Origin of the sequence: Denitromonas iodatirespirans, from assembly GCF_018524365.1 — a bacterium.
Taxonomy (GTDB): domain Bacteria; phylum Pseudomonadota; class Gammaproteobacteria; order Burkholderiales; family Rhodocyclaceae; genus Nitrogeniibacter; species Nitrogeniibacter iodatirespirans.
The window spans coordinates 1-19,426 of record NZ_JAEKFT010000031.1; the positions used below are offsets into that span (position 1 = coordinate 1).

The window sequence follows — 19,426 nt, forward strand, 5'->3', positions numbered from 1 at the left end:
GCGGCTCGATCAGCGCTTCGAGCGCCGCCCACGGTGTCACCGCTTCGATCTGGGCAAGGAACCGGTCGCGGCGCGTCATCTTCTTCTTGGCCGCGTACTCAAGGTCGGAGAAGCTCGATTGCATCGGGATCGTCACCGTCGTGAAGGAACTATGCGTATTGTCTCAAACAGAGCCGCCCGTGGGGCGATATGCAAACGAAATAATCAGCGTTTCCCTATGTCCTGATATTGCTGGCCGGCTATTTCGCGCTGTCGCCGCGCATGGCCGACCACGACACCCCGCCCCGCCTGTCGCCACGGCTGTTCGACCCCGTGGTCGGCGGCGGACTGGGGCTGTACGGCGGGGTGTTCGGGCCGGGCATGGGCTCGTTTTCCGCCGCGGCCTTCGCCGGCCTGCGCGGCTTCAACATGCGCAAGGCGACCGCATGCACCAAGCCCCTGGTGTTGGTGGCCAATGTCACCTCGATGCTGATCTTCGTCGCCGGCGGCCATGTGCTGTGGGCCTTGGCGCTCGCCATGGCGGTGGCCCAGTTCGCCGGTGCCCGCCTGGGCTCCAATCTGGTCATCGCCCGCGGCGCGGCACTGGTGCGGCCCGTGATCATCGCGGCCACCGTGGCCATCGCGGTGCGGCTGCTGTTGCGCTGAGGCGCAGGCGTCGCGATTCACCGAGGCGTTGAAGCCGGCGGTTTGTCGAGCGCGCCATGCTGTCGCGCCGATCCGGGCCGAATACTTTCCAATTCTCTGATATACACCGTTCGGCGTATTGAGCCCGCCTCTTTCATTGGCAAATTCGTCAATGAATCAATTGCTTGAAGAAATTTCCAGACGCGCTGAGGCGTATGTTTCGCCCCCGGCGTGGCCGTGGACTGTCCGCTTCGAGAACACATTGAGATCTTGCCCGGAAGATCGAAGCTATGCCATTGAATTGTCAGCGGTTTTTACGGAATGCTGCGGCCTCGGATCGGTGCGGGGCCAGCGTCGGAGTGTTCCACGAATGAAACACCTTGGCAGGGGGACGATGGCTTTGTGGGCGGCTGCTGAACAATAGTCATTTAAAAACAATTGCTTGAGATCTTTTCCCGCAAATGGCCCGGATTATGCGTGAGTGCATTCCGGAGGCCGGCCATCGCCGGTGCCATTCATGGAAAGGGAGACACGTGATGAGACTGACGCTGATATCAGCTGCTCTGGCACTCGCGTTCGGGATGTCCGGCGTAGCGCAGGCCAACCCGGTGGTCAATGGCGACCACGCCGGTCGAGGTGCCGGGGACGACACCGTCGAGCAGACCGCGACCGCCACGTCCACGCAAGGCAACGGGCCAAACGCCAACGAATACTCCAGTGTGAAGGTCGGTTCAGGCAACAAGACCAAGACCGACGTCGACAACGACAAGAGTTCTGGCGATGCGCGCGACAACCATGGCGTAGCCACCGCCACCGACTACGGCAACGCCGCGGCCAACAACGGCGGCATGGCGACCAGCAACTTCGACAACGCGTTCAATACCAACAAAGCGATCGCGGTGAGCAAGCTCGAAGGCCTGGTGACCAACAACCGCATCCACCACCTCGGCAACTACGTGACCAACAGCGGCAACGCCAACGGCGCGGACGGCGGCTCGGCCGGTGACGGCGGAGCGGGGGCCGGCGGGGCCGGCTATGGCGGCAATGGGGCCGGCGGCTCGGGCGGCAACGGCGGCTCGGCGGGCAATGGCGGTTCGGGCGGCAGCGGCGGCTCGGGCGGCAGCGCCAACAACGGCAGCGCCTCGGCCGGTGATGTGCAAAACGGCAGCGCCACCAACGGCAGTGCCTCAGCCGGCAACGGCGGTGACGGCGGCAACGCGCGTGACGCGATCGGTGCCAACGGTGGCAACAGCGGCATGGCGAATGCCACCGGCGGCAATGGCGGCACCGGCAACGGCGGTGACGGCTACGGCGGAAAAGGGGCCGGCGGCGACGGCGGCAAGGGTGCCGGGGGTGACGGCGGCCTGGCCCAGGGCGGTGCCGGCGGGGCTGGCGGCTCGGGCAGCGGCGGCGACTCCGGCTATGCCTATGGCGGCAGCGGTGGCAGCACCGGCAGCGCCAGCGGTGGCTCCGGTGGCAGCGGCGGTTCGGGTGGCAACGGCGGCAGCACCGGCAATGCCTCAGCCGGCAGTGGTGGCGATGGCGGCTACGGCGGCGATGGTGGCACCGGCACCGGCTTTGGCGGCAAGGGCTACGCCGACACCAACGCCGACGGCGGCACCTCAAGCGCCGCATCCTCTGGCGACGGCGGCAGCTCACACAACGATGGCGGCGCCGGTGGCGGCTCAATGGCCAGCGCGGGCGACACCACGGGCGGCGCCTCCGGCATGGGCGGCACCACCGGCAACCAGGGCAACGGCGGCGCCGGCAGCGAAGGCGGCACCGGTGGCAATGGCGCCGGCCCCAATGCCGGCAACAGCACCGGCGCTGGCGGCATGAGCGGTGATGCGACCGCATCGAGCGGTGCGGGCGCCGGCGGCAGCGGCACCGGCACGGGCGGCAACGGCAGTTCGGGCCCGGCCACCGCAACCGGTGGCTCGGCCGATACGGCCACCGCGATGGCCAACGGCGGCGCAGGCGCGGGTACCGGCGGCAACGGGGCGGCCGGCGCAGCCGGTGCGGACGGCGCAGCGGCGACCAACACCGCGGCAGCCGGCGCAGCCGGTGCAGTCGGTGCGGCCGGCGCAACCGCCAGCAACACCGGCGGTGCAGGCGCGACGGGCACCAGTGGTGACGGCGGCGCCGGCGCGGCAGCGGTCGGCGCAGGCGGCGGCATCGCCTCCAGCGCGGGCGCCACGGGCACCGGCGGCGATGGTGCCGTGGGCAACGGCGGCGAAGGCAACGGTGCGGTCGGCAACGGCGGCATGGGCGGCATGGCCACCAACGCCAGTGGTGCCGGCGGTGCCGGTGGCATGGCCCAGAACACCGGCGGCAACGGCGGTGAAGGCGGCATGGCCAGCAATGGCAGCGCCACCAACGGCAGCGCCGATTCGCAAGCCACCAACGGCAGCGCGACCGGCGGCCAGGGCGCGATGGCTGCGGCCGGCGCGCAAGGCGGCGACGGCGGCGACGGCGGCGTCGGCCAGGGCGGCACGGGCGGCATGGGCAACGGCGGTGTCGGCAACGGCGCAGCTGGCGGCACCGGCGGCGCGGGCGGTGCCGGCGGCACGCTGATGGTCGATGGCGGCGTGTTCGACATGTCCAACGCCATCAGCGGCAGCTTCACCAACGGGGCCGGGATCATGGTGTCGAGCCAGAACTCCGGCATGTCCTCACTGGTTCAACAGAGCGTCAATGTTCAGGCCAACCTGAACGTCGGCCGCTGATCGCAGACAGGAGACAGCATCATGAAACTCACCATCATGTCATCAGCCCTGGCGCTCGCGTTCGGCCTGTCGGCCCCGGTGTATGCCAACCCGGTGGTCAACGGCGAAAACGCGGGGCGCGGTGCCGGCAACGACACCGTGACCCAGAGCGCCACGGCCGACAACACGCAGGGCGACGGGCCCAATGCCAACGAGTTCTCCAGCGTCAAGGTGGACTCGTACAACAGGACCACCAGCGACGCCTACAACGACAAGAGCACCGGCAACGACCGTGACAACCAGGGCACCGCAACCGCCCAGGACTACGGCAACGCGGCCGCCAACAACAACGGTGTGGCGACCAGCAACTTCTCCAACGCCTTCAATGTGAGCAAGGCGATTGCGATCAGCAAGTTGCACGGCACCGTCACCGACAACCGCATCCATGACATCGGCAACTACGCCTCCAACGCAGGCAATGCCAACGGCGCGGCCGGCGGCAACGGCGGCAACGGCGGCGCCGGCTATGGCGGCAACGGCACCGGCGGCGACGGTTCGGGCGGCTACGGCGGCAGCGGTGGCGACGGCGGCAACGGCGGCAATGGGGGCAACGGCGGCTACGGCGGCAATGCCAGCAATGGCTCAGCCACGGCCGGCAACGCCACCAACGGCAGCGCCACCAATGGCGGCGCCAGCGCCGGCAACGGCGGCGACGGCGGTGCAGCCCGCGGTGCCCAGGGTGCCAACGGCGGCAACTCCGGCGATGCCACGGCCTATGGCGGCAACGGCGGCACCGGCAACGGTGGTGCGGGCACCGGCGGCGGCGGCTACGGCGGCGACGGTGGCTGGGCCTGGGGTGGCGACGGCGGCACCGCCAACGGCGGCTACGGCGGCGCAGGCGGTGGCGGTGACGGCGGCAACTCCGGCGGCGCGACCGGCGGCAACGGCGGTTACACCGGCAGTGCGTCCGGCGGTGACGGCGGCAATGGCGGCTCAGGCGGCAACGGCGGCTCGACCGGCTATGCCACCGGCGGCGACGGCGGCAACGGCGGCGACGGCGGCTATGGCGGCGACGGCACCGGCAAAGGCGGCTGGTCCGGCTCGGGCACGCAGGCCTATGGCGGCAGTGCCACCGGCACCGATTCGGCCAGTGGCGGCGCCAGCCACAACGATGGCGGCGCCGGCGGCGCAAGCGCAGCCAGTGCCGGCATGAGCACTGGCGGCACCTCCGGCGACGGCGGGCTGACCGGCAACCAGGGCAACGGTGGCATGGCCAGCGGCGACGGTGCCACTGGCGGTGACGGTGGCGGTGGCAACACCGGCAACACCACCGGCGCCGGTGGCGCGGCCGGCGGATCGTCAGCGACCAGCACGGCCAATGCCGGCGGCAATGCCGACGGTGCGGGTGGCGCAGGCACCAGCGGCGGCTCGGCCGCCAATGGCGGCTCCGCCAGCGGTGCCATGGCCAGTGCCACGGGCGGTACCGGCACTGGAACCGGTGCTGATGGTGGCGCCGGGGCCAATGCCGGCGCTGGGGCTGCGGCGACCAATACCGCCGGTGCAGGGGCTGCCGGGGCGCAAGGCGCCGCGGGGGCGGCCGGCACCAACATGGCGGGCAACGGCGCGGGCGGCACCAGCGGCATGGCCGGTGCGGGTGCGGCAGCGGCCGGCGGTGTCGGCGGCGATGCGGCCAGCGCAGGCGCCATGGCGCAAGGTGGTGCCGGTGCCGTGGGCAACGGTGGTGTCGGCAACGGCGCCGAGGGCAACGGGGGCGACGGCGGCATGGCCGACAACACCTCCGGTGACGGCGGTGCCGGCGGCATGGCATCGAACACCGGCGGCGCGGGCGGCAACGGTGGCGCAGCCACCAACGGCAGCGCCACCAATGGCGGCGCCAGCTCGACCGCGAGCAACGGCAGTGCGACGGCCGGCAGCGGTGCGACCGGTGCGGTCGGTGCGACCGGCGGCCAGGGTGGCCAGGGCGGCACGGGCGAAGGTGGCCAGGGCGGCAATGGCGTGGCCGGCGTCGGCAACGGCGCGGTCGGTGGCGACGGTGGTGCCGGCGGTGCCGGCGGCATGGTCAGCGTGAGTGCCGGCACCTTCGACATGTCGAACGCCATCAGCAACAGCTTCACCAACGGGGCGGGGGTCGTGGTTTCGAGCCAGAACTCCGGCATGTCCTCACTGGTGCAGCAAAGTGTGAACGTGCAGGCCAATCTCAACGTAGGCCGATAACCGGGGCAGCCGGCCAGGGGCGGTATTGCTCCCCTGGCCGGCCTGCGTACGGAGAGGAGTGACGGCCATGACTCGATCAATTCACGCCATGCCCCGCCTGCTGGCGGTGGTGTTGCCGGCCTTGCTGGCGATGTCGCCGGTGCAGGCCGAACCGGACGAGCCGGACGGCTTCCTGAGCCCGGCGCCGGTGATGGCGTTGCCACCGATGATGACGCTGGGCGCGGGGCCGGTCTCCGATGCCGCGCTGGACGGGCGCCGCGGTGGCGCCGAGACGCTCAATGACATGGATCTGGAGGGCGTGGTTGCAGGCAACCATGCCTCGAATCTGGTGACGGGGCAGAACATCGTCACCGACGGGTCGCTGACCGGCAACGCCGGTTTCGCGACGGTGGTGCAGAACTCGGGCAACAACGTGCTGATCCAGAACGCCACCATCGTCAATATCCAGCTGGAGTGAGCGCCATGCGACGCCATGCCATGCCGGGGATTTTTCTGGTGCTCAGCCTCGCGGCCGGAGGGCCGAGCGCGGGGCAGCTGAGTTTTCCGATCGATGTTGTCGGCCCCTACACCTTGCAGGTGACCAGCCTCAAGGAGGCGCGCCATCTGTCGACCCTGCGCCAGCAATACGACTTCAGCTGCGGCTCGGCGGCGCTGGCCACCTTGCTCACCCATCATTACGGGACGCGGGTCAGCGAGCAGGACGTGTTCGTGGCGATGTTCCGCAACGGCGACCAGGCCAAGATCCGGGCCGAGGGCTTTTCGCTGCTCGACATGAAGCGCTACCTGGCCTCGCGGGGCTACCAGGCCGATGGCTTCGAGGCGCCGCTGGAGGCGCTCTCCGCGGTCGGCATCCCGGCCATCACGCTGGTCAACGAGAACGGCTACAACCATTTCGTGGTGGTCAAGGGCGTGCGGGACGGCCGTGTGCTGCTGGGCGATCCGGCCTTCGGCACGCGGGCCATGCCGCGCGAACAATTCGAGCGCATCGCGCAGGAGAAGATCCTGTTCGTGATTCGCTCCCATCAAGACATTGCACGTTTCAATCGGGCGGAGGACTGGCGGGTGGCGCCGCGTGCGCCGATCGAAATGGGCCTGCGCGCACCGCTCGACATGGTGCGCTTCGTGCGCGCCGCGAGCGATTTCTGAGCGCCGAGTCGACACATGCATGCTGTCCCGCGCCGTGGCTCGCAGCCATGACCGCGGGGGGAGAGGGAAAATGATGGCCAACTGGGCAGACAGGCCGTGGCCGGGGGCGCTGGTGGCGCTCCTGGCCTGCACGGCGGCACCCGCGGCGGCGCAGGACGAGGCGCGGCTGACCGCGTTCTCGGCACCGCCGCAATGGCGCGTGCTGAGTGCGCAGCGGCTCAGCGAGATACGCGGGGGCTTCGAGATGCCGGACCTGCAGCTGCGCCTGTCCTTCGGGCTCGAGCAGTCGGTGCTGGTCAATGGCGAGCTGGTGGCGCGCACGGTGCTCAACATCGAGCGCCTGCGCCAGTCGGTGGGGGATCGCGTCAGCGCGGTGCGCAATACCGTGCTCGATTCGACCGCCGGGCTCAATGCCCAGATCCAGGCCCAGGTCGCCGCGCAGTTGCAGGCGGTGGGCCTGCGCACCACCACCATCAACACCGTGAGCACGCCCCAGGCGCAGACCGCGGTGGCGAATGCGGCGGCGCAGGCGGTCGCCATGCCTGCGGCGGCGAGCCCTGCCGCACCGGCAAGCCCTCCGGCCGCGGCGGCGAGTTCGCCCGCGCCGGTGGCGAGCGGCGCATCGGGCGCTGCCGCGGGATCGACGGGCAGCGGCACGGTCGGTTCGGTGCAGGTGGTGACGCCGGCGCTGGCGGTGCAGGCCACAGCGCCGGTGACGGTGGTGCAAAGCGGGCCGGGCAACGTGGTGAGCGGGGCCAGCGTGGTCGGCAACGATGCGATGAACACCATCATCCAGAACACGCTCGACGACCAGCGCATCCAGGTGCTGACCGAGGTAAGCGCGTCGGCCAACAGCCTGCAGGTGCTGCGGGCCATGAACATGGCCGCGACCATCCGCGAGGGGGTGATCAACTCGCTGCGCCGGTGAGCCGGCGCCGGCCTGCGACAGGGCTTCCCCAAGCAAACGACCCGCGCCAGGCGGGTCGTTTGCGTTGACGGCCTGAGGCCGGCCGGTGGTTCAGAGGGTGAAGGGCATGCGCAGGGTGAGCGTCAGGTCGGGGGTGTCGCGGGTCACGCCGACGCCGAGCGAGACGTTCACGGCGCGGTCGGGCGCCAGCCGGTAGGCGTAGCCGAACATCAGGGTGCCGAGCTGCACCCGCACGCCGAGCGGGTCGTCGCGGCCATTGATGCGGGTCACGCCGACCGAGGCGTGGTCGTAGCCGACGCTGAACGAGGAGCGGTCGTTGAGCGCCAGCCCCATGCCGAAGTTGAAGCCGAAGACGCCGCCGGGCTGGACCTTGTCGAGGTTGGTGACGGTGATGTTGCCCTGCCCGTCGTCCTGGCGCAGCTTGAGGTTGGAGCGCTCGAAACTGTACTGGTAGTTGAGGCCGCCGAAGAACACCACCGGGTCGGACGGGAAGAGGAAGGTCAGGCCCGGTTGTATCGAGTAGAAGCCCGAGCCGGTGGGCAGGTCGCGCAAGAGGCCGAGGCCCTGGAAGCCGGGCACGATGAGCGTGGTGGTGTCGAACTGGTCGGAGCCGGTGCGGGTCTTGAAGCGCAGCGAGGCGACATAGATCGGCTCGTTCGCCACCGTCGGGTTCAGCTGGTAGCGGGCGGTGAATTCGACGTCGCCGATGTCGCTGCCGGTGGTATTGAAGACCTGGTCGTTGCTGCTCGGGGTGGCGATCGGGCGGCTGATCGAGTCGTCGGACCGATATACCCAGGGGATCTTGGCTTCGACCTCCAGGCGGTTGGTCAGCCCGGTGCGGGCGGTGAGTGCTGCGGTCCAGGTATTGCGTTTGACCTCGCGCACGTCGATCAGGCCGATGGTCAGCGCCGGGATCACGGTGTAGCCGACCAGCGCCACCCGGTTGGTCGAAGCGTAGGAGTATTGCAGCGAGGGCTCGAGGATGAGCGTGCCGGGCTGGGTGAGGATGCCGGGTTGGTCGAAGATCTGGGCCACCGGCGGAGAATCCGCCGGCGTCTTTTCCGGCGGGCGCTGGCCCACCGGTTGCGGCGGGTTGGCGGCGGCCGGCTCGCCCGGGCCGGCGGCGCGCAGCGTGCGCAGGCGCTCCAGGCCGACCTCGCGGCGCAGGTCGTCGAGCCGGGATTGTTCCTGCTCCATCTGGCTGCGCAGGTCGTCCAGCCGTCGGGTCTGCTCGATCAGCATCTGGCGGAGCTGGTCCATCGTCGGCGCCTGGGCCGGGGTGTCCTGTGCGGCCGCAGTGCCTGCGACGGTACAGCTTAGCAGCGCCGCCATGGCCGGCGGGCAGGCCCGCCGGATGCGCGATTGCGTGTTCTTCATGATGCCTCCCTCTCCTGTGTGTGCTTCTCCTGCCGGTCAACCGGAATGTTCGTTGTGCTGGATCCCCAGCCGTGCCATCAGCCGGTACAAGGTGCCCCGGGAGACGCCGAGCTGGCGCGCCGAGCGCGAGACGTTGGCGTCGTTCTGGCGCAGGCACTGCAGCACCACCTCGCGGTCGAGCTTGCTGCGCGCGCCTTCGAGCGTCAGGAAATCGGGGGCGGGGGACGGGTTGGGGCCGATGCCCAGATCGGCCGGCATGATCTGGCTGCCTTCGCACAGGATCATGGCGCGCCGCACCCGGTTGATCAGGTCGCGCACGTTGCCCGGCCAGTGGTAGCTCTCCATCGCCCGGAGGGCCGCTTCGCTGAAGCCGGTCACGCGCGGGCTCTTGATCGCCATGTTGTTGTGGAAGGCGGTCAGTGCCAGCTGGCGCACGTCGTCGCGCCGTTCGCGCAAGGGCGGCACATGCAGGTGCACCACGTTGAGCCGGTAGAACAGGTCGGCGCGAAACCGGCCGGCGGTGACCGCGGCCGACAGATCGACATGGCTGGCGGCGACCACGCGGGTGTCGACCGCGATGGACTGGGTGCCGCCGACGCGCACGATCGTCATGTCCTGCAGGAAGCGCAGCAGATTGGTTTGCAGATCGAGCGACAGATCGCCGATCTCGTCGAGAAACAGCACGCCTTTGCTGGAGGCCTCGAGGTTGCCGATGTTGCGTTGCTGGGCGCCGGTGAATGCGCCCTTTTCATGGCCGAACAGTTCGGACTGGATCAGGTTGGCCGGCACCGCCGCGCAGTTCATGGCCACGAAGGGCCCGGCCGCGCGGGCCGAGTACTTGTGGATGGCGCGGGCCACCAGCTCCTTGCCGGCGCCCGATTCGCCGCTGAGCAATACCGGCACATCGACTTTGACCACCTTGTCGAGCTGTTCGTAGAGCCGTCGCATGGCCGGGCTGCGGCCGACCATGCCGAAGTGCGTGTCGCCGTCCGGGGCGTCATGCATGCGCAGGTGGACCATGGCTTTGCCATAGGCATGGCCGAGCGCCATCATCAGCCGCGTGTCGTCGACCGGCAAGGTGTGGAAATCATGGAAATGCTGAACGATGCAGGGGCTCAAGTGCGGATCGTCGAGCATGCGCGGTTCGAGCACGGCGAGCCATTCGCTGATCGCCGTGCCGGTCAGTCGGGGCAGGGCGCTGAGCAACGCCGACGGGTCGTCACGCAGGACCACGATGCCGACCCGGCAGGGGTTCTGCGCCTGGCGCCGTTGTGCCGCCACCAGGTCGCGCACATGATGAAAGCACCACGAGTCGCCCGCGAGGCTCATCAGATGCGTCGCGAACTCGTCGTGCGAATCGACCAACAGAACATCTCTTACCACACTGTCGTCTCCCGTTTTCGGGATGGCATTGGATGCGCCGACAGTTCTTGTTGTTGGTGGCGCGTGCTGCGTTGCCGACCCGCGGATCAATGTCGCGCGGTGTCGGACACTGGGGTCAGGGTGCGGGCCAGGATCAGCGGCGGTGTCTCGAGGGCGTGAACCGGTCGGGGCAATTGCGCGATCCTGGCCTTGGGGAGATTCATTTCCACATCGACCCGCCGGTTCAGCCGGCGTCCGGCGGCCGTGGCGTTGCTTGCCACGAAGCAGTCGACGCACTGGTGGGTCGAAATCTTGTCGCGCGATACGCCGGCGGCGACGAAGGCCGAGGCCACCGTTTGCGCGCGGGCCTCGGCCAGTGCCCGGTTGGAACTGGGTTTGCCGAGGGCGTCGGTGCGTCCGCGGACGACCACCTGACGCGCCTCATGGGCGATCGGGAGCAATTCGTTCACCGCCTGGCGGCCCTTCGGCCCGAGTCCGGAGCGGCTGCTGGCGAAAGGCACCATACGGCTGATCGAGGCGAGTTCATGGTCCAGCCGCAAGGCGGAGGGCGCCGCTGCCGGGGGCGGTGCGGCCACCACGGCCGCCGGTGTTCCGGTCGGCACACTGTGCGCCTGCGGCGGCGGGGCGCCGAGGGCGACGGCGGCCGGGATGTCGAGGCCGCCTGAGGGGGCCTGTGCCAGCACGATGCGTGGAGCATGCCGGGTGGCAAGCACCGCGCGCGTCGGCAATCGATACGTTGTGCCCGTCTGCGGATCGAAAAATTCCCCCGCCAGCGGGGGTGGTGGCTGCAGGTCGGCGCGCGGCTGTGCCGCGGTCAACGAGCAGCCGGCCAAGGCGATGGCGGACAGCCATGCCACCAGGTTTCCGGCGCCTTGCCCCATATCGTCCCCTCGTGCGCGTCAACGCCGAAGCGCTGACCGCTTGCGTGTCGCTTTGGGGGCTGCGTATGTGGCCGTGGGCCGTTTCGTTGCGGGGCGGCACCCGGAATGGCCTGGGTGCAAGGCGAGTGCTCTTGGTGGCACGTGTTCTTTGGTACGGCTGCCCTCGCAGCGTGTCAGACGTTTCCCCCTCCCGTCTGATGACAAGCATCAACTGCGCCGGAGTGCACAAGCCGTTGATATTTAAACTGGTTTGTTAAGATCTGTTTCGCCAGGACAGCTATGAGACCCCGGAGTGTAAGGAATGCCGACATGGGTATTGAGGCGCCCGGCGGGGGATAAATGGCCGCCGCGCACGACCGGGTGGCCGCGGCGGCCTTGCGTCTTGGGGGCTCCGCCCGGGATTGCTATGCTCCGTCTATGGCCACCATCTTCATCAGCTACCGTCGGGACGACACACCGGGCTTTGCGGGGCGCCTGGAAGATGATCTGTCCGAGCGCTTCGGCGATGCGCAGGTGTTTCGCGATCGCGAAATCCCCGCCGGTAGCGACTTTGCCCGTCACCTGGAAGACCAGCTGCGCGACGCGGCGGTGGTGCTGGTGGTGATCGGCCGGCACTGGCTCGATGTGCGCGATGCGGAGGGGCGCTTGCGCCTCGATTCACCCACCGACTGGGTGCGTCGCGAGGTGGAGGCGGCCTTGGCCGGGACGACGCCGATCGTGCCGGTGCTGGTCGGCGGTGCCGCCATGCCCTGGCCGGACCAGCTGCCCGACAGTCTGGCGCCGCTGGCCGGGCGGCAGGCCATCAGTCTGTCGGATCAGCACTGGGGGGACGATATCGAGACCTTGTCGGTGCAACTGTGCCGGCTGTCGCCCGAGCTGGCCGAGCATTTCCAGGCGCGGCATGTGGACCACCGGCCGGACCTGCTCAAGGTCTTGCGCGAGCGTCTGGACGAGGCGGGCCGGGCGGCTGGTGGGGCTGGCGGTGGCGGCGGGTTTGGCCGCTGGGTGGCCGGTCGCCTGGGCAAGTTGTTCGGTGCCGTGGTGACGCTGGCGGTGCTCTACATCCTGGTGCGCGCCCTCGGCGGCAGCCAGCTCAACCGCATGCTGGACCGGGTGATCGCCACCACGGTCGAGCAGGTCAGGGCCGTGTTCTAGAAATGCCAGCGTGCGTGCAGCGTCGGCGCATTGGTGTCGACGCCCGCTAGCCCCTGGTTGCCGAACTTGTTGCGCCACAGCTCATAGCCCAGACCCAGGAAGAGACGGTTCGGCGCACTCCCCGCCGCGGCGCCGACGTCGGCCATCAGCGCGGTGCGCATCAGGGTTTCTTCGCCGACCGGCCGGCCGGTGTAGTCCTCGCCGCTGCGAAAGGCGTGGGCGATGAAGCCTTCGAAGCGGACCGGCACCCGGGCCAGCGAGAAGGGCACGCGCCAGGCGGCGTGCAGCATCGGGTAGGCGTCGAAACCGATGTATTCCTCATTGCCGGGCGCCTTGCACGGCGGCAGGCCGCAGTGATTCCATTCCTTGGCAATGAGCAGCGAGACATCGAAGAAGCCCGGCGCCGCGACGTTGAAGCGCAGTGTGGGCCCCGCCAGCAGCACGCGCTTGCGCGGGGCGAAGGCGTTGTCCTTGCTGTTCCAGTCGAAGCCGGCGGTGAGGGCGATGTCGCGGATCGGGCCGGCGGCCAGCGCGGTGTCGAACACCTTGCCCAGCGACAGCAGATGGCGATAGACGATGTAGAACTCGGTGGCGCCGTGACGGCTGTCGCGCGCCGGGTCGATGTCGTCCGAGCGCAGCATCTTGATGCTGACCAGATTCATGCCGTGGCTGTAGCCGCTGGCATGCACGAATTCGAGGATGTCCTTGCGTACCGGTGCGCGGTTGGCCGGCTCGGTAAAGCGGTTGCCGGCGGTGTAGGTGAGCGAGTTGTCCTGCCAGTCGATGGCGTTGGCGGGCGAGGTGACCAAGGCGCCGGCGAGCAGCGTGATGGCCGGGAGCAGGGGGCGCAGCATGCGGTTCTCCGAGATTTTCCGCCCCGGAGTATGGCGGCCGGCGTTGCGCAGGGCTTTGATCTGGGTCGGGTTCAGCCCTGTTTGCCGCAGCGCCGTTCGAGGTCCGCCACCACCACCGACAGCGCCTGGGTGGAGATCACCACCTCGACCAGCGACAGCACCAGCGAGATCGCCAGGGTGACGATCGACAGGCCGAAGAGCCAGTGACCGAGCGAGGCATGGGCCAGGAAGATGGCCAGCATGGCCAGCGCGCACAGCAGGAAGCTGACTACCGCAAAGGTCTGCATGAAGCGGATCAGGCTGATGCGCAGCTTGAGGCCGGGAACCTGCGCGCGGACCAGCGGGATGTCCTCGGGCGCGCTGCCGGCGAGCTGGCGGATGAGCTGCGCCAGCGTCAGGAAGCGGTTGGTATAGGCCAGCAGCAGCAGGGAGATGGCCGGGAACAGCAGGGCGGGCGTGGTGATGTTCATGGTCGGGGGATGAGGTGGTGCGGTGATGAGGTGGTGAGGTGATGAGGTGATGAGGTGGCGGGTGCGGATTCCAATCACCAATCACCCATAACCCATCACCAAGCTACACCTTGTGGGTCGAGAGCAGGATGCTGGTTTCGGTGGCGGCGATGCCGTCGATGGCGCGGATGCGGCCGAGGGCGCGGTCGAAGGCTTCGAGTGTATCGGCGCGCAGTTCGGCGACGAAATCCCAGCGGCCGTTGGTCGAGTGTAGGGTCTGGACGGCCGGCTCGCCGCGCAAGGCCTTGAGCACCGCCGCCGTGGTGTTGCCCTCGACGGCGATGCCCATCCAGGCGCGGATGCGGTGCCCCTCGGCGGCCGGCTTGAGCCGCAGCGTGTAGCCGGCGATGACGCCGCTCGCTTCGAGCTTGCGCAACCGGTTGAGCACCGTGCCGCGCGCCACCCGCAACCGGCGGGCGAGGGTGGCCACCGGCAGGCGGGCATCGTCGCGCAGCAAGGCGATGAGTTCGCGGTCGGTATCGTCGATGTCGTGCACAACGTCAGTCATGGCTGACACTTTGCCATGTTTTGTGGCTTAAGTGATCAGTTCTCGGCCTTTCTGTTGATGCGCCGGCTGACCATACTGAGAACATCCCTGGTCGGTCCAGGCGCTTTCCATGATGAGGCCACCATGAACGAATCCGCTCACATCCTGCTCGTCGCACCAATGCATTACGAGGTGCGCTACACCATCAACCCGTGGATGCAGCCCGAACGCTGGCTGCAGGACGCGGCGGGCCTGCATGGGCAGGCGCGGCGCAGCTTCGACGCGCTGGCCGCGGCCCTGCGCGCAGCCGGCTGCCGCCTGACGGTGATCGAGGGCGCGCCCGGCCTGCCCGACATGGTGTTCCCCGCCAATGCCGGCGTGGTGCTTGACGGGCGGCTGTTGCTCGCCCGCTTCCGCCATGCCGAGCGCCGGGGTGAAGAGGTGCCGTTTGCCCGGGCTTTTGAGCAACTGCGCGAGGCGGGCATCCTGCACGAAGTGGCGACGCTGCCCGACGGCGTGTTCCAGGAAGGCGCCGGCGATTGCCTGTGGGACGCCACCCGCGGCCATTTCTGGGCCGGCTGGGGGCCGCGCTCGTCGCGCTCGGCGGTCGATGCGGTGGCGGACTACTTCGGCCAGACCGTGGTGCCGCTGGAGCTGGTCACCGAGCGCTCCTACCACCTCGACGTGTGCTTCTGCCCGCTCGCCGGCGGCGAAATCCTCTACTACCCGCCGGCCCTGTCGGCCGCCTCGCTCGACAGCCTGCGCCAGCGCGTGCCGGCCGAGTGGCGCATCGAGGCCACCGAGGACGATCTGGCGCATTTCAGCGTCAATGCGGTGAGCGTGGGCCGCGAGGTGGTGATGAGCCGCACCACCGACCGCCTGCGCGGCGTGCTCACCGAGCGCGGCTACCGGGTGCGCGAGGTCGATCTGTCGCCCTTCATGCTGTCCGGCGGCGGCGCCTTCTGCATGACCCTGCGCCTCGATCGTCGGAGCACGGCCGTCCAGCCGCCGGTGTCGGCCGAAGCGGTCGTTTGAGGAGGATGTGATCATGACCCGATTCATCGATGTCCCCGATCTGCAGCGCTGGCTGCGTCGCCGCGGCGTGGCGCCGGTGCTGGTCGACATGGCCGAGGCCATCCGCGAAGACTTCCTGCGCTGGGAGGCGTTCGAGAAGTCGCCGCGCGTGGCCAGCCACTCGCCGGTGGGCGTGATCGAACTGATGCCAGCCTGCGACGGCGTGCTGTATGGCTTCAAGTATGTGAACGGCCACCCCAAGAACGCCCGCGAGGGCAAGCTGACGGTGATGGCCTTCGGCCTGCTGGCCGAGGTGGATACCGGCTATCCGCTCCTGCTCTCGGAGATGACGCTGACCACCGCCTTGCGCACCGCCGCCACCTCGGCGCTGGCCGCACAGGCCATGGCCCGGCCCGGTTCGCGCTGCATGGCGCTGATCGGCAACGGCGCGCAGAGCGAATTCCAGTCGCTGGCCTTTCACGCCATGCTCGGCATCGAGCGCATTCAGGCCTATGACGTGGATCCGTCCGCCACGGCCCGCCTGCAACGCAATCTGGCCGAGGTGCCGGGGCTGCGCATCGAGGCGGCAGCGGGCGTGAAGGAAGCGCTGGCCGGCGCCGACATCATCACCACGGTGACTGCCGACAAGTGCCAGGCGACCATTCTGACGGACGACATGGTCCGGCCCGGCGTGCATCTGAATGCGATCGGCGGCGACTGCCCCGGCAAGACCGAGCTCGATCCGGCCATCCTGCGCCGGGCGCAGGTGGTGGTCGAGTTCGAGCCGCAGACCCGCGCCGAGGGCGAGATCCAGCAAATGCCGGCCGATTTTTCGGTCACCGAGTTGTGGCAGGTGCTCGCCGGGCAAGTGCCGGGGCGCGCCAGTGATGAGGCCGTGACGGTCTTCGATTCGGTCGGCTTCGCGCTGGAGGACTTCGCCGCCCTGCGCTATCTGCATCGACGCGCGGCACCGGCAGGCGTGGGCCGCGATCTGGCGCTGGTGCCCTCGCTCGACGACCCGCGCGACCTGTATTCGCTGGTGGCGCCGGCTAGCGTACCGCTGGCCCAACTCGCCTGACATGCCAAGGCGAACGCCCCGCCGGCGTACCGGGCGGGGCGTTCGCTCCTGCGCCTTCAGGCTACTTTCTTGGCGGCCTTGGCGGTCGCCTTGACGGCGGCGTCGGCGGCCTTGTTGATGTTGGCTTCGCTCAGCTCCACCACCGTGCGAGTGGTCTTGGCGGCATCCTCGATGGCCGAATGCGTGGCCGACACGGCGCTCTTCAGCGCGCTGGCAATCACCTCACCACCGACCGGCGTATTGGCCGACAGGTGCTCGATGGCCTTGTCCAGATCCTTGTTGATGGCCGCGTATTTCGGCGCCAGCAGGGCATTGATCGATTCGCCCATTTCCGAGGCCACGCCGTAGCAGGCGCGCAGATAGCCCACCGCCCGGGTCAGGGCCGGCTCGATGCTGCCGGCGCCCAGGGCCAGCACGGTCTTCGGCTCACGGGCGGTGCTCAGGCCGGACAACAGGGCGACATGGTCCTTGAGGGCGGCGCGGAACAGATCCAGGCTCAGGACGTTGAGCCGTGCCGTGGCATCGAAGCCGATGCCGACCAGCCCGCTCAAAGTGTCCAGCGCGTCGCCGTGGGAAACGATCAGGGTGTCTTTGGTCATCATGGTGAATCTCCTGGCAGGTAAATTCGACAAGGCAACGCTTTGGCTTTCCTTGAAATGTTGCGATGCACAATTAAATAATAGCTGCCGACAAAGAGAAGTAAACAAAAATTTGTGCAACGCAATATTTTTTTGGGCAACGACACCCGTCGATAAGGCGCCGAGGTCTTGTGTCTCGCCCACTTCGTAAGCAAGGGTAAAGCGCCGATGCCGCGCTTGTTCCGCCCCCGGCCGGGCTGATAGCCTGATCCACGTTGCATTTTTCTCGACATGGACACCTCATGAAACCTGTATTGCGCATCGCTGCCGGCCTCACCGTGCTGGTCCTGGTGGTGCTGGCCGCCTTGGCCGCCTACCTGAGCCTCTTCTTCGATGCGAACGACTACCGCGAGCGCCTCAGCGCGCTCGTCGCCGAGCGGACGGGGCGGCAACTGACGCTGTCCGGCGAGTTGAAGCTGTCGGTGTTTCCATGGCTGGGCTTCGAGCTCGGTGCGGCCGAACTGGGCAATGCCAAGGGCTTCTCCGATCGCCCGTTTGCGGCGCTCACCGCGGCCGAGGCGCGGGTCAAACTGCTGCCCCTGTTGCGCCAGGAGGTGGCGATCGACCGGGTCGTGCTCAAGGGCCTGCAACTGAGCCTGGAGCGCCGCGCCGACGGGACGACCAACTGGGCGGACCTGACCGGCGCACCCAAGGACGAAAGGCCGGACCGCGCAGGCCCCGGCGAGGGGGCCGGCCAGGCACCGGCGGGGCTCGTCGTCGGGGGCGTGGACATCCAGGATGCGGTGGTCCGTTGGGACGACGCGGTCAACGACACGCGCCATGCCTTGAGCGACGTGGACCTGACGATCGGCGCGGTGGTCCCTGGCCAGCCCTTCGATATCGATCTGGGCGCCAGTTTCTCCACCAACGCGCCGGCCATGCAAGGCCGCTTCAGCATGCGCGGCAGCGCCACGGTCGACATGGCCGAAAAGCGGTACAGCCTGCTCGGCCTGCGCGGCGCGCTCAAGGCCAACGGCGAGGGTGTCCCCGGTGGCGCGGTCGACGCGGCGCTGATGGCCGATGTGGCGGCCGATCTGGCCCAGGGCACGCTGTCGATCAAGGGCCTGTCGCTGAAGGCCTATGAACTGTCGCTGACTGGCGCCCTCGAAGGCACCGGGCTGCCGGAGGCGATGGTGCTCAAGGGGCCGGTGGCGCTGGACGGTTTCAACCCGCGGGAAGTGCTGGCGCGGCTCAAGATCGAGGCCCCGCGCACGGCCAACCCCGAGCGCCTCAAGCGCGCCGCCCTCAAGGGGATGCTGACGCTCACCCCGACGCGCATCGCCCTCGACGATCTGGCCGCCTCGCTCGATGACAGCAAGCTGACCGGTCGTGTCGAGGTGGCCGATCTGTCCCGCCGGGCGCTGCGTTTCGAGTTGTCGCTGGATGCGCTCGACGCCGACAGCTATCTACCCCCGGCGGCGGCCAACGGGGCGGCACCCGCGCCCAGCGCGGCCGGCGCATCCAAAGCGCCGTCGGCCGCCGCCCCCGGCCCGGCCGAGGGGCTGCGCGAACTCGATGCGGTCGGCCGCTTCCAGGTCGGCACGCTCAAGCTCAACGGCCTGCAGCTCAGTGCCATCGATGTGGGCCTCAAGGCCGCCGGCGGACGCCTTGATGTCACCACCAAGGGCGCCCTGTATGGCGGCGGGCTCGACAGCCGGGTCCGCGTCGACGCGCGTCCGAAAACACCCCAGCTCGACATGTCCGGCGGGGTGCGCGACGTGCAGATCGGCCCGCTGCTGCGCGACCTGACCGCAAAGCCGGAGCGCCTGAGCGGCCGCGCACAGCTCGCCTTCGATCTCACCGGGGCCGGCCTCGATGCACCCTCGCTGAAGCGGACGCTGAGCGGGACGACCACGCTGACGGTGCTCGACGGCGCGCTCAAGGGCGTCAACATTGCCCAGTTGCTGCGCGAAGCCCAGGCCCGGCTCACCGGCAAGGCCGCCGACAGCGCCAGCGGCCCCAGCCAGACCGACTTCTCCGACCTGAAGGCCACGCTCAGGCATGGTGGCGGCCTGGTGCGCAACGACGACCTGCTCATGCGCTCGCCGCTGCTGCGGGTGGGCGGCGCCGGGGCGGCCGATCTGGTGCGCGAGACCATCGACTACCGCATCGATGCCGCCGTGGTCGGCACCCTCACCGGCCAGGGCGGCAAGTCGCTCGACAAGCTGCATGGCGTCACGGTGCCGGTGCTGGTCAGCGGCAGCTTCGCCGAACCCAAATATGCGCTGGATGTTGAAGCCTTGCTGGCCCAGGCGGCCAAGGGGGCGGTCAAGGAACAGGTCGAGACGGTGCGCGAGAAGGCCAAGGATCGGCTCAAGGAGGAGCTGAAAAAGGGGCTGGGCGGCTTGCTCCGCTGAGCACAGGGGGCCGGGTTTGAGGATTTTTGTGACGAATGCGGCGCGCCGCCGATCC

The 19,426-nt window shown here is 69.0% G+C and carries 16 protein-coding genes and 2 pseudogenes; 10 read left to right on the top strand and 8 right to left on the bottom strand.

All coding sequences use genetic code 11. The annotated features are described in order from the left end of the window. Positions 1-124, bottom strand: a pseudogene (locus I8J34_RS20045) (IS5/IS1182 family transposase); the annotation flags it as partial. Positions 125-219: 95 nt separating this feature from the next. On the opposite strand from I8J34_RS20045, the pseudogene I8J34_RS20050 reads away from it, so the two are divergent. The 6 genes and pseudogenes from I8J34_RS20050 to I8J34_RS20075 form a co-directional block, all read left to right on the top strand. After that, positions 220-645, top strand: a pseudogene (locus I8J34_RS20050) (TSUP family transporter); the annotation flags it as partial. 515 nt (positions 646-1,160) lie between these two features. Next, positions 1,161-3,350, top strand: coding sequence for a hypothetical protein (locus I8J34_RS20055; RefSeq protein WP_214363416.1), 2,190 nt, complete (start codon positions 1,161-1,163; stop codon positions 3,348-3,350). Between the two features lie 21 nt (positions 3,351-3,371). Next, complete coding sequence (locus I8J34_RS20060; RefSeq protein WP_214363459.1) at positions 3,372-5,564, top strand: hypothetical protein; 2,193 nt, start codon at positions 3,372-3,374, stop codon at positions 5,562-5,564. Between the two features lie 67 nt (positions 5,565-5,631). After that, positions 5,632-6,021 carry a hypothetical protein gene (locus I8J34_RS20065; protein ID WP_214363417.1) on the top strand — a complete coding sequence of 130 codons (390 nt, stop codon included), beginning with the start codon at positions 5,632-5,634 and terminating at the stop codon, positions 6,019-6,021. Between the two features lie 5 nt (positions 6,022-6,026). Then, positions 6,027-6,710 (top strand): C39 family peptidase, encoded by a 684-nt coding sequence (locus tag I8J34_RS20070; protein ID WP_230411929.1) that lies wholly within the window; start codon positions 6,027-6,029, stop codon positions 6,708-6,710. Between the two features lie 70 nt (positions 6,711-6,780). Then, positions 6,781-7,638: a hypothetical protein gene (locus I8J34_RS20075; protein ID WP_214363418.1), complete on the top strand. Its 858-nt coding sequence runs from the start codon at positions 6,781-6,783 to the stop codon at positions 7,636-7,638. 90 nt (positions 7,639-7,728) lie between these two features. On the opposite strand, the gene I8J34_RS20080 is transcribed toward I8J34_RS20075, so the two are convergent. The 3 genes from I8J34_RS20080 to I8J34_RS20090 all read right to left on the bottom strand — a co-directional run bounded on the left by I8J34_RS20080 (position 7,729) and on the right by I8J34_RS20090 (position 11,255). Further along, complete coding sequence (locus I8J34_RS20080; RefSeq protein ID WP_214363419.1) at positions 7,729-9,015, bottom strand: acetate kinase; 1,287 nt, start codon at positions 9,013-9,015, stop codon at positions 7,729-7,731. Between the two features lie 36 nt (positions 9,016-9,051). Then, positions 9,052-10,398: a sigma-54 dependent transcriptional regulator gene (locus I8J34_RS20085; RefSeq protein ID WP_255553133.1), complete on the bottom strand. Its 1,347-nt coding sequence runs from the start codon at positions 10,396-10,398 to the stop codon at positions 9,052-9,054. A gap of 86 nt (positions 10,399-10,484) precedes the next feature. Further along, positions 10,485-11,255, bottom strand: a complete 771-nt coding sequence (locus I8J34_RS20090; RefSeq protein WP_214363421.1) for an OmpA family protein — start codon at positions 11,253-11,255, stop codon at positions 10,485-10,487. 441 nt (positions 11,256-11,696) lie between these two features. On the opposite strand from I8J34_RS20090, the gene I8J34_RS20095 reads away from it, so the two are divergent. Beyond that, a complete protein-coding gene (locus I8J34_RS20095; protein WP_214363422.1) occupies positions 11,697-12,434 on the top strand; it encodes a toll/interleukin-1 receptor domain-containing protein in 738 nt (245 codons plus the stop codon). On the opposite strand, the gene I8J34_RS20100 is transcribed toward I8J34_RS20095, so the two are convergent. The 3 genes from I8J34_RS20100 to I8J34_RS20110 form a co-directional block, all read right to left on the bottom strand. After that, positions 12,431-13,288 carry a hypothetical protein gene (locus I8J34_RS20100; RefSeq protein ID WP_214363423.1) on the bottom strand — a complete coding sequence of 286 codons (858 nt, stop codon included), beginning with the start codon at positions 13,286-13,288 and terminating at the stop codon, positions 12,431-12,433. The genes I8J34_RS20095 and I8J34_RS20100 overlap by 4 nt on opposite strands. Before the next feature lie 71 nt (positions 13,289-13,359). Continuing rightward, entirely contained in the window at positions 13,360-13,758 is a 399-nt protein-coding gene (locus I8J34_RS20105) for a DUF2721 domain-containing protein (protein WP_214363424.1), read from the bottom strand. A 103-nt stretch (positions 13,759-13,861) separates the two neighbouring features. After that, positions 13,862-14,305 (bottom strand): Lrp/AsnC family transcriptional regulator, encoded by a 444-nt coding sequence (locus I8J34_RS20110; RefSeq protein ID WP_230411930.1) that lies wholly within the window; start codon positions 14,303-14,305, stop codon positions 13,862-13,864. A gap of 123 nt (positions 14,306-14,428) precedes the next feature. Between I8J34_RS20110 and I8J34_RS20115 the strand changes: the two genes are divergently transcribed. Both I8J34_RS20115 and ocd read left to right on the top strand, forming a co-directional pair. Beyond that, complete coding sequence (locus tag I8J34_RS20115; protein WP_214363425.1) at positions 14,429-15,319, top strand: dimethylarginine dimethylaminohydrolase family protein; 891 nt, start codon at positions 14,429-14,431, stop codon at positions 15,317-15,319. A 13-nt stretch (positions 15,320-15,332) separates the two neighbouring features. Beyond that, positions 15,333-16,376 (top strand): ornithine cyclodeaminase, encoded by a 1,044-nt coding sequence (gene ocd, locus I8J34_RS20120; RefSeq protein WP_214363426.1) that lies wholly within the window; start codon positions 15,333-15,335, stop codon positions 16,374-16,376. Between the two features lie 56 nt (positions 16,377-16,432). Here ocd and I8J34_RS20125 read toward each other — a convergent pair whose 3' ends face one another. Next, a complete protein-coding gene (locus tag I8J34_RS20125) occupies positions 16,433-16,978 on the bottom strand; it encodes a phasin family protein (RefSeq protein ID WP_214363427.1) in 546 nt (181 codons plus the stop codon). A gap of 278 nt (positions 16,979-17,256) precedes the next feature. Here I8J34_RS20125 and I8J34_RS20130 point away from each other — a divergent pair, with 278 nt between their 5' ends. Continuing rightward, the gene (locus I8J34_RS20130; protein ID WP_214363428.1) at positions 17,257-19,371 is read left to right on the top strand and encodes an AsmA family protein; all 2,115 of its coding nucleotides are present in this window, start codon (positions 17,257-17,259) and stop codon (positions 19,369-19,371) included. Positions 19,372-19,426: the final 55 nt, after the last annotated feature.

Excerpts from the sequence above, each read along its gene's own strand:
- I8J34_RS20125 (WP_214363427.1), bottom strand. The coding sequence starts at position 16,978 with ATGATGACCAAAGACACCCTGATCGTTTCCCACGGCGACGCGCTGGAC.
- I8J34_RS20095 (WP_214363422.1), top strand. The coding sequence starts at position 11,697 with ATGGCCACCATCTTCATCAGCTACCGTCGGGACGACACACCGGGCTTT.
- I8J34_RS20055 (WP_214363416.1), top strand. The coding sequence starts at position 1,161 with ATGAGACTGACGCTGATATCAGCTGCTCTGGCACTCGCGTTCGGGATG.
- I8J34_RS20080 (WP_214363419.1), bottom strand. The coding sequence starts at position 9,015 with ATGAAGAACACGCAATCGCGCATCCGGCGGGCCTGCCCGCCGGCCATG.
- I8J34_RS20110 (WP_230411930.1), bottom strand. The coding sequence starts at position 14,305 with ATGACTGACGTTGTGCACGACATCGACGATACCGACCGCGAACTCATC.
- I8J34_RS20070 (WP_230411929.1), top strand. The coding sequence starts at position 6,027 with ATGCGACGCCATGCCATGCCGGGGATTTTTCTGGTGCTCAGCCTCGCG.
- I8J34_RS20065 (WP_214363417.1), top strand. The coding sequence starts at position 5,632 with ATGACTCGATCAATTCACGCCATGCCCCGCCTGCTGGCGGTGGTGTTG.
- I8J34_RS20115 (WP_214363425.1), top strand. The coding sequence starts at position 14,429 with ATGAACGAATCCGCTCACATCCTGCTCGTCGCACCAATGCATTACGAG.
- ocd (WP_214363426.1), top strand. The coding sequence starts at position 15,333 with ATGACCCGATTCATCGATGTCCCCGATCTGCAGCGCTGGCTGCGTCGC.
- I8J34_RS20060 (WP_214363459.1), top strand. The coding sequence starts at position 3,372 with ATGAAACTCACCATCATGTCATCAGCCCTGGCGCTCGCGTTCGGCCTG.
- I8J34_RS20075 (WP_214363418.1), top strand. The coding sequence starts at position 6,781 with ATGATGGCCAACTGGGCAGACAGGCCGTGGCCGGGGGCGCTGGTGGCG.
- I8J34_RS20130 (WP_214363428.1), top strand. The coding sequence starts at position 17,257 with ATGAAACCTGTATTGCGCATCGCTGCCGGCCTCACCGTGCTGGTCCTG.
- I8J34_RS20105 (WP_214363424.1), bottom strand. The coding sequence starts at position 13,758 with ATGAACATCACCACGCCCGCCCTGCTGTTCCCGGCCATCTCCCTGCTG.
- I8J34_RS20100 (WP_214363423.1), bottom strand. The coding sequence starts at position 13,288 with ATGCTGCGCCCCCTGCTCCCGGCCATCACGCTGCTCGCCGGCGCCTTG.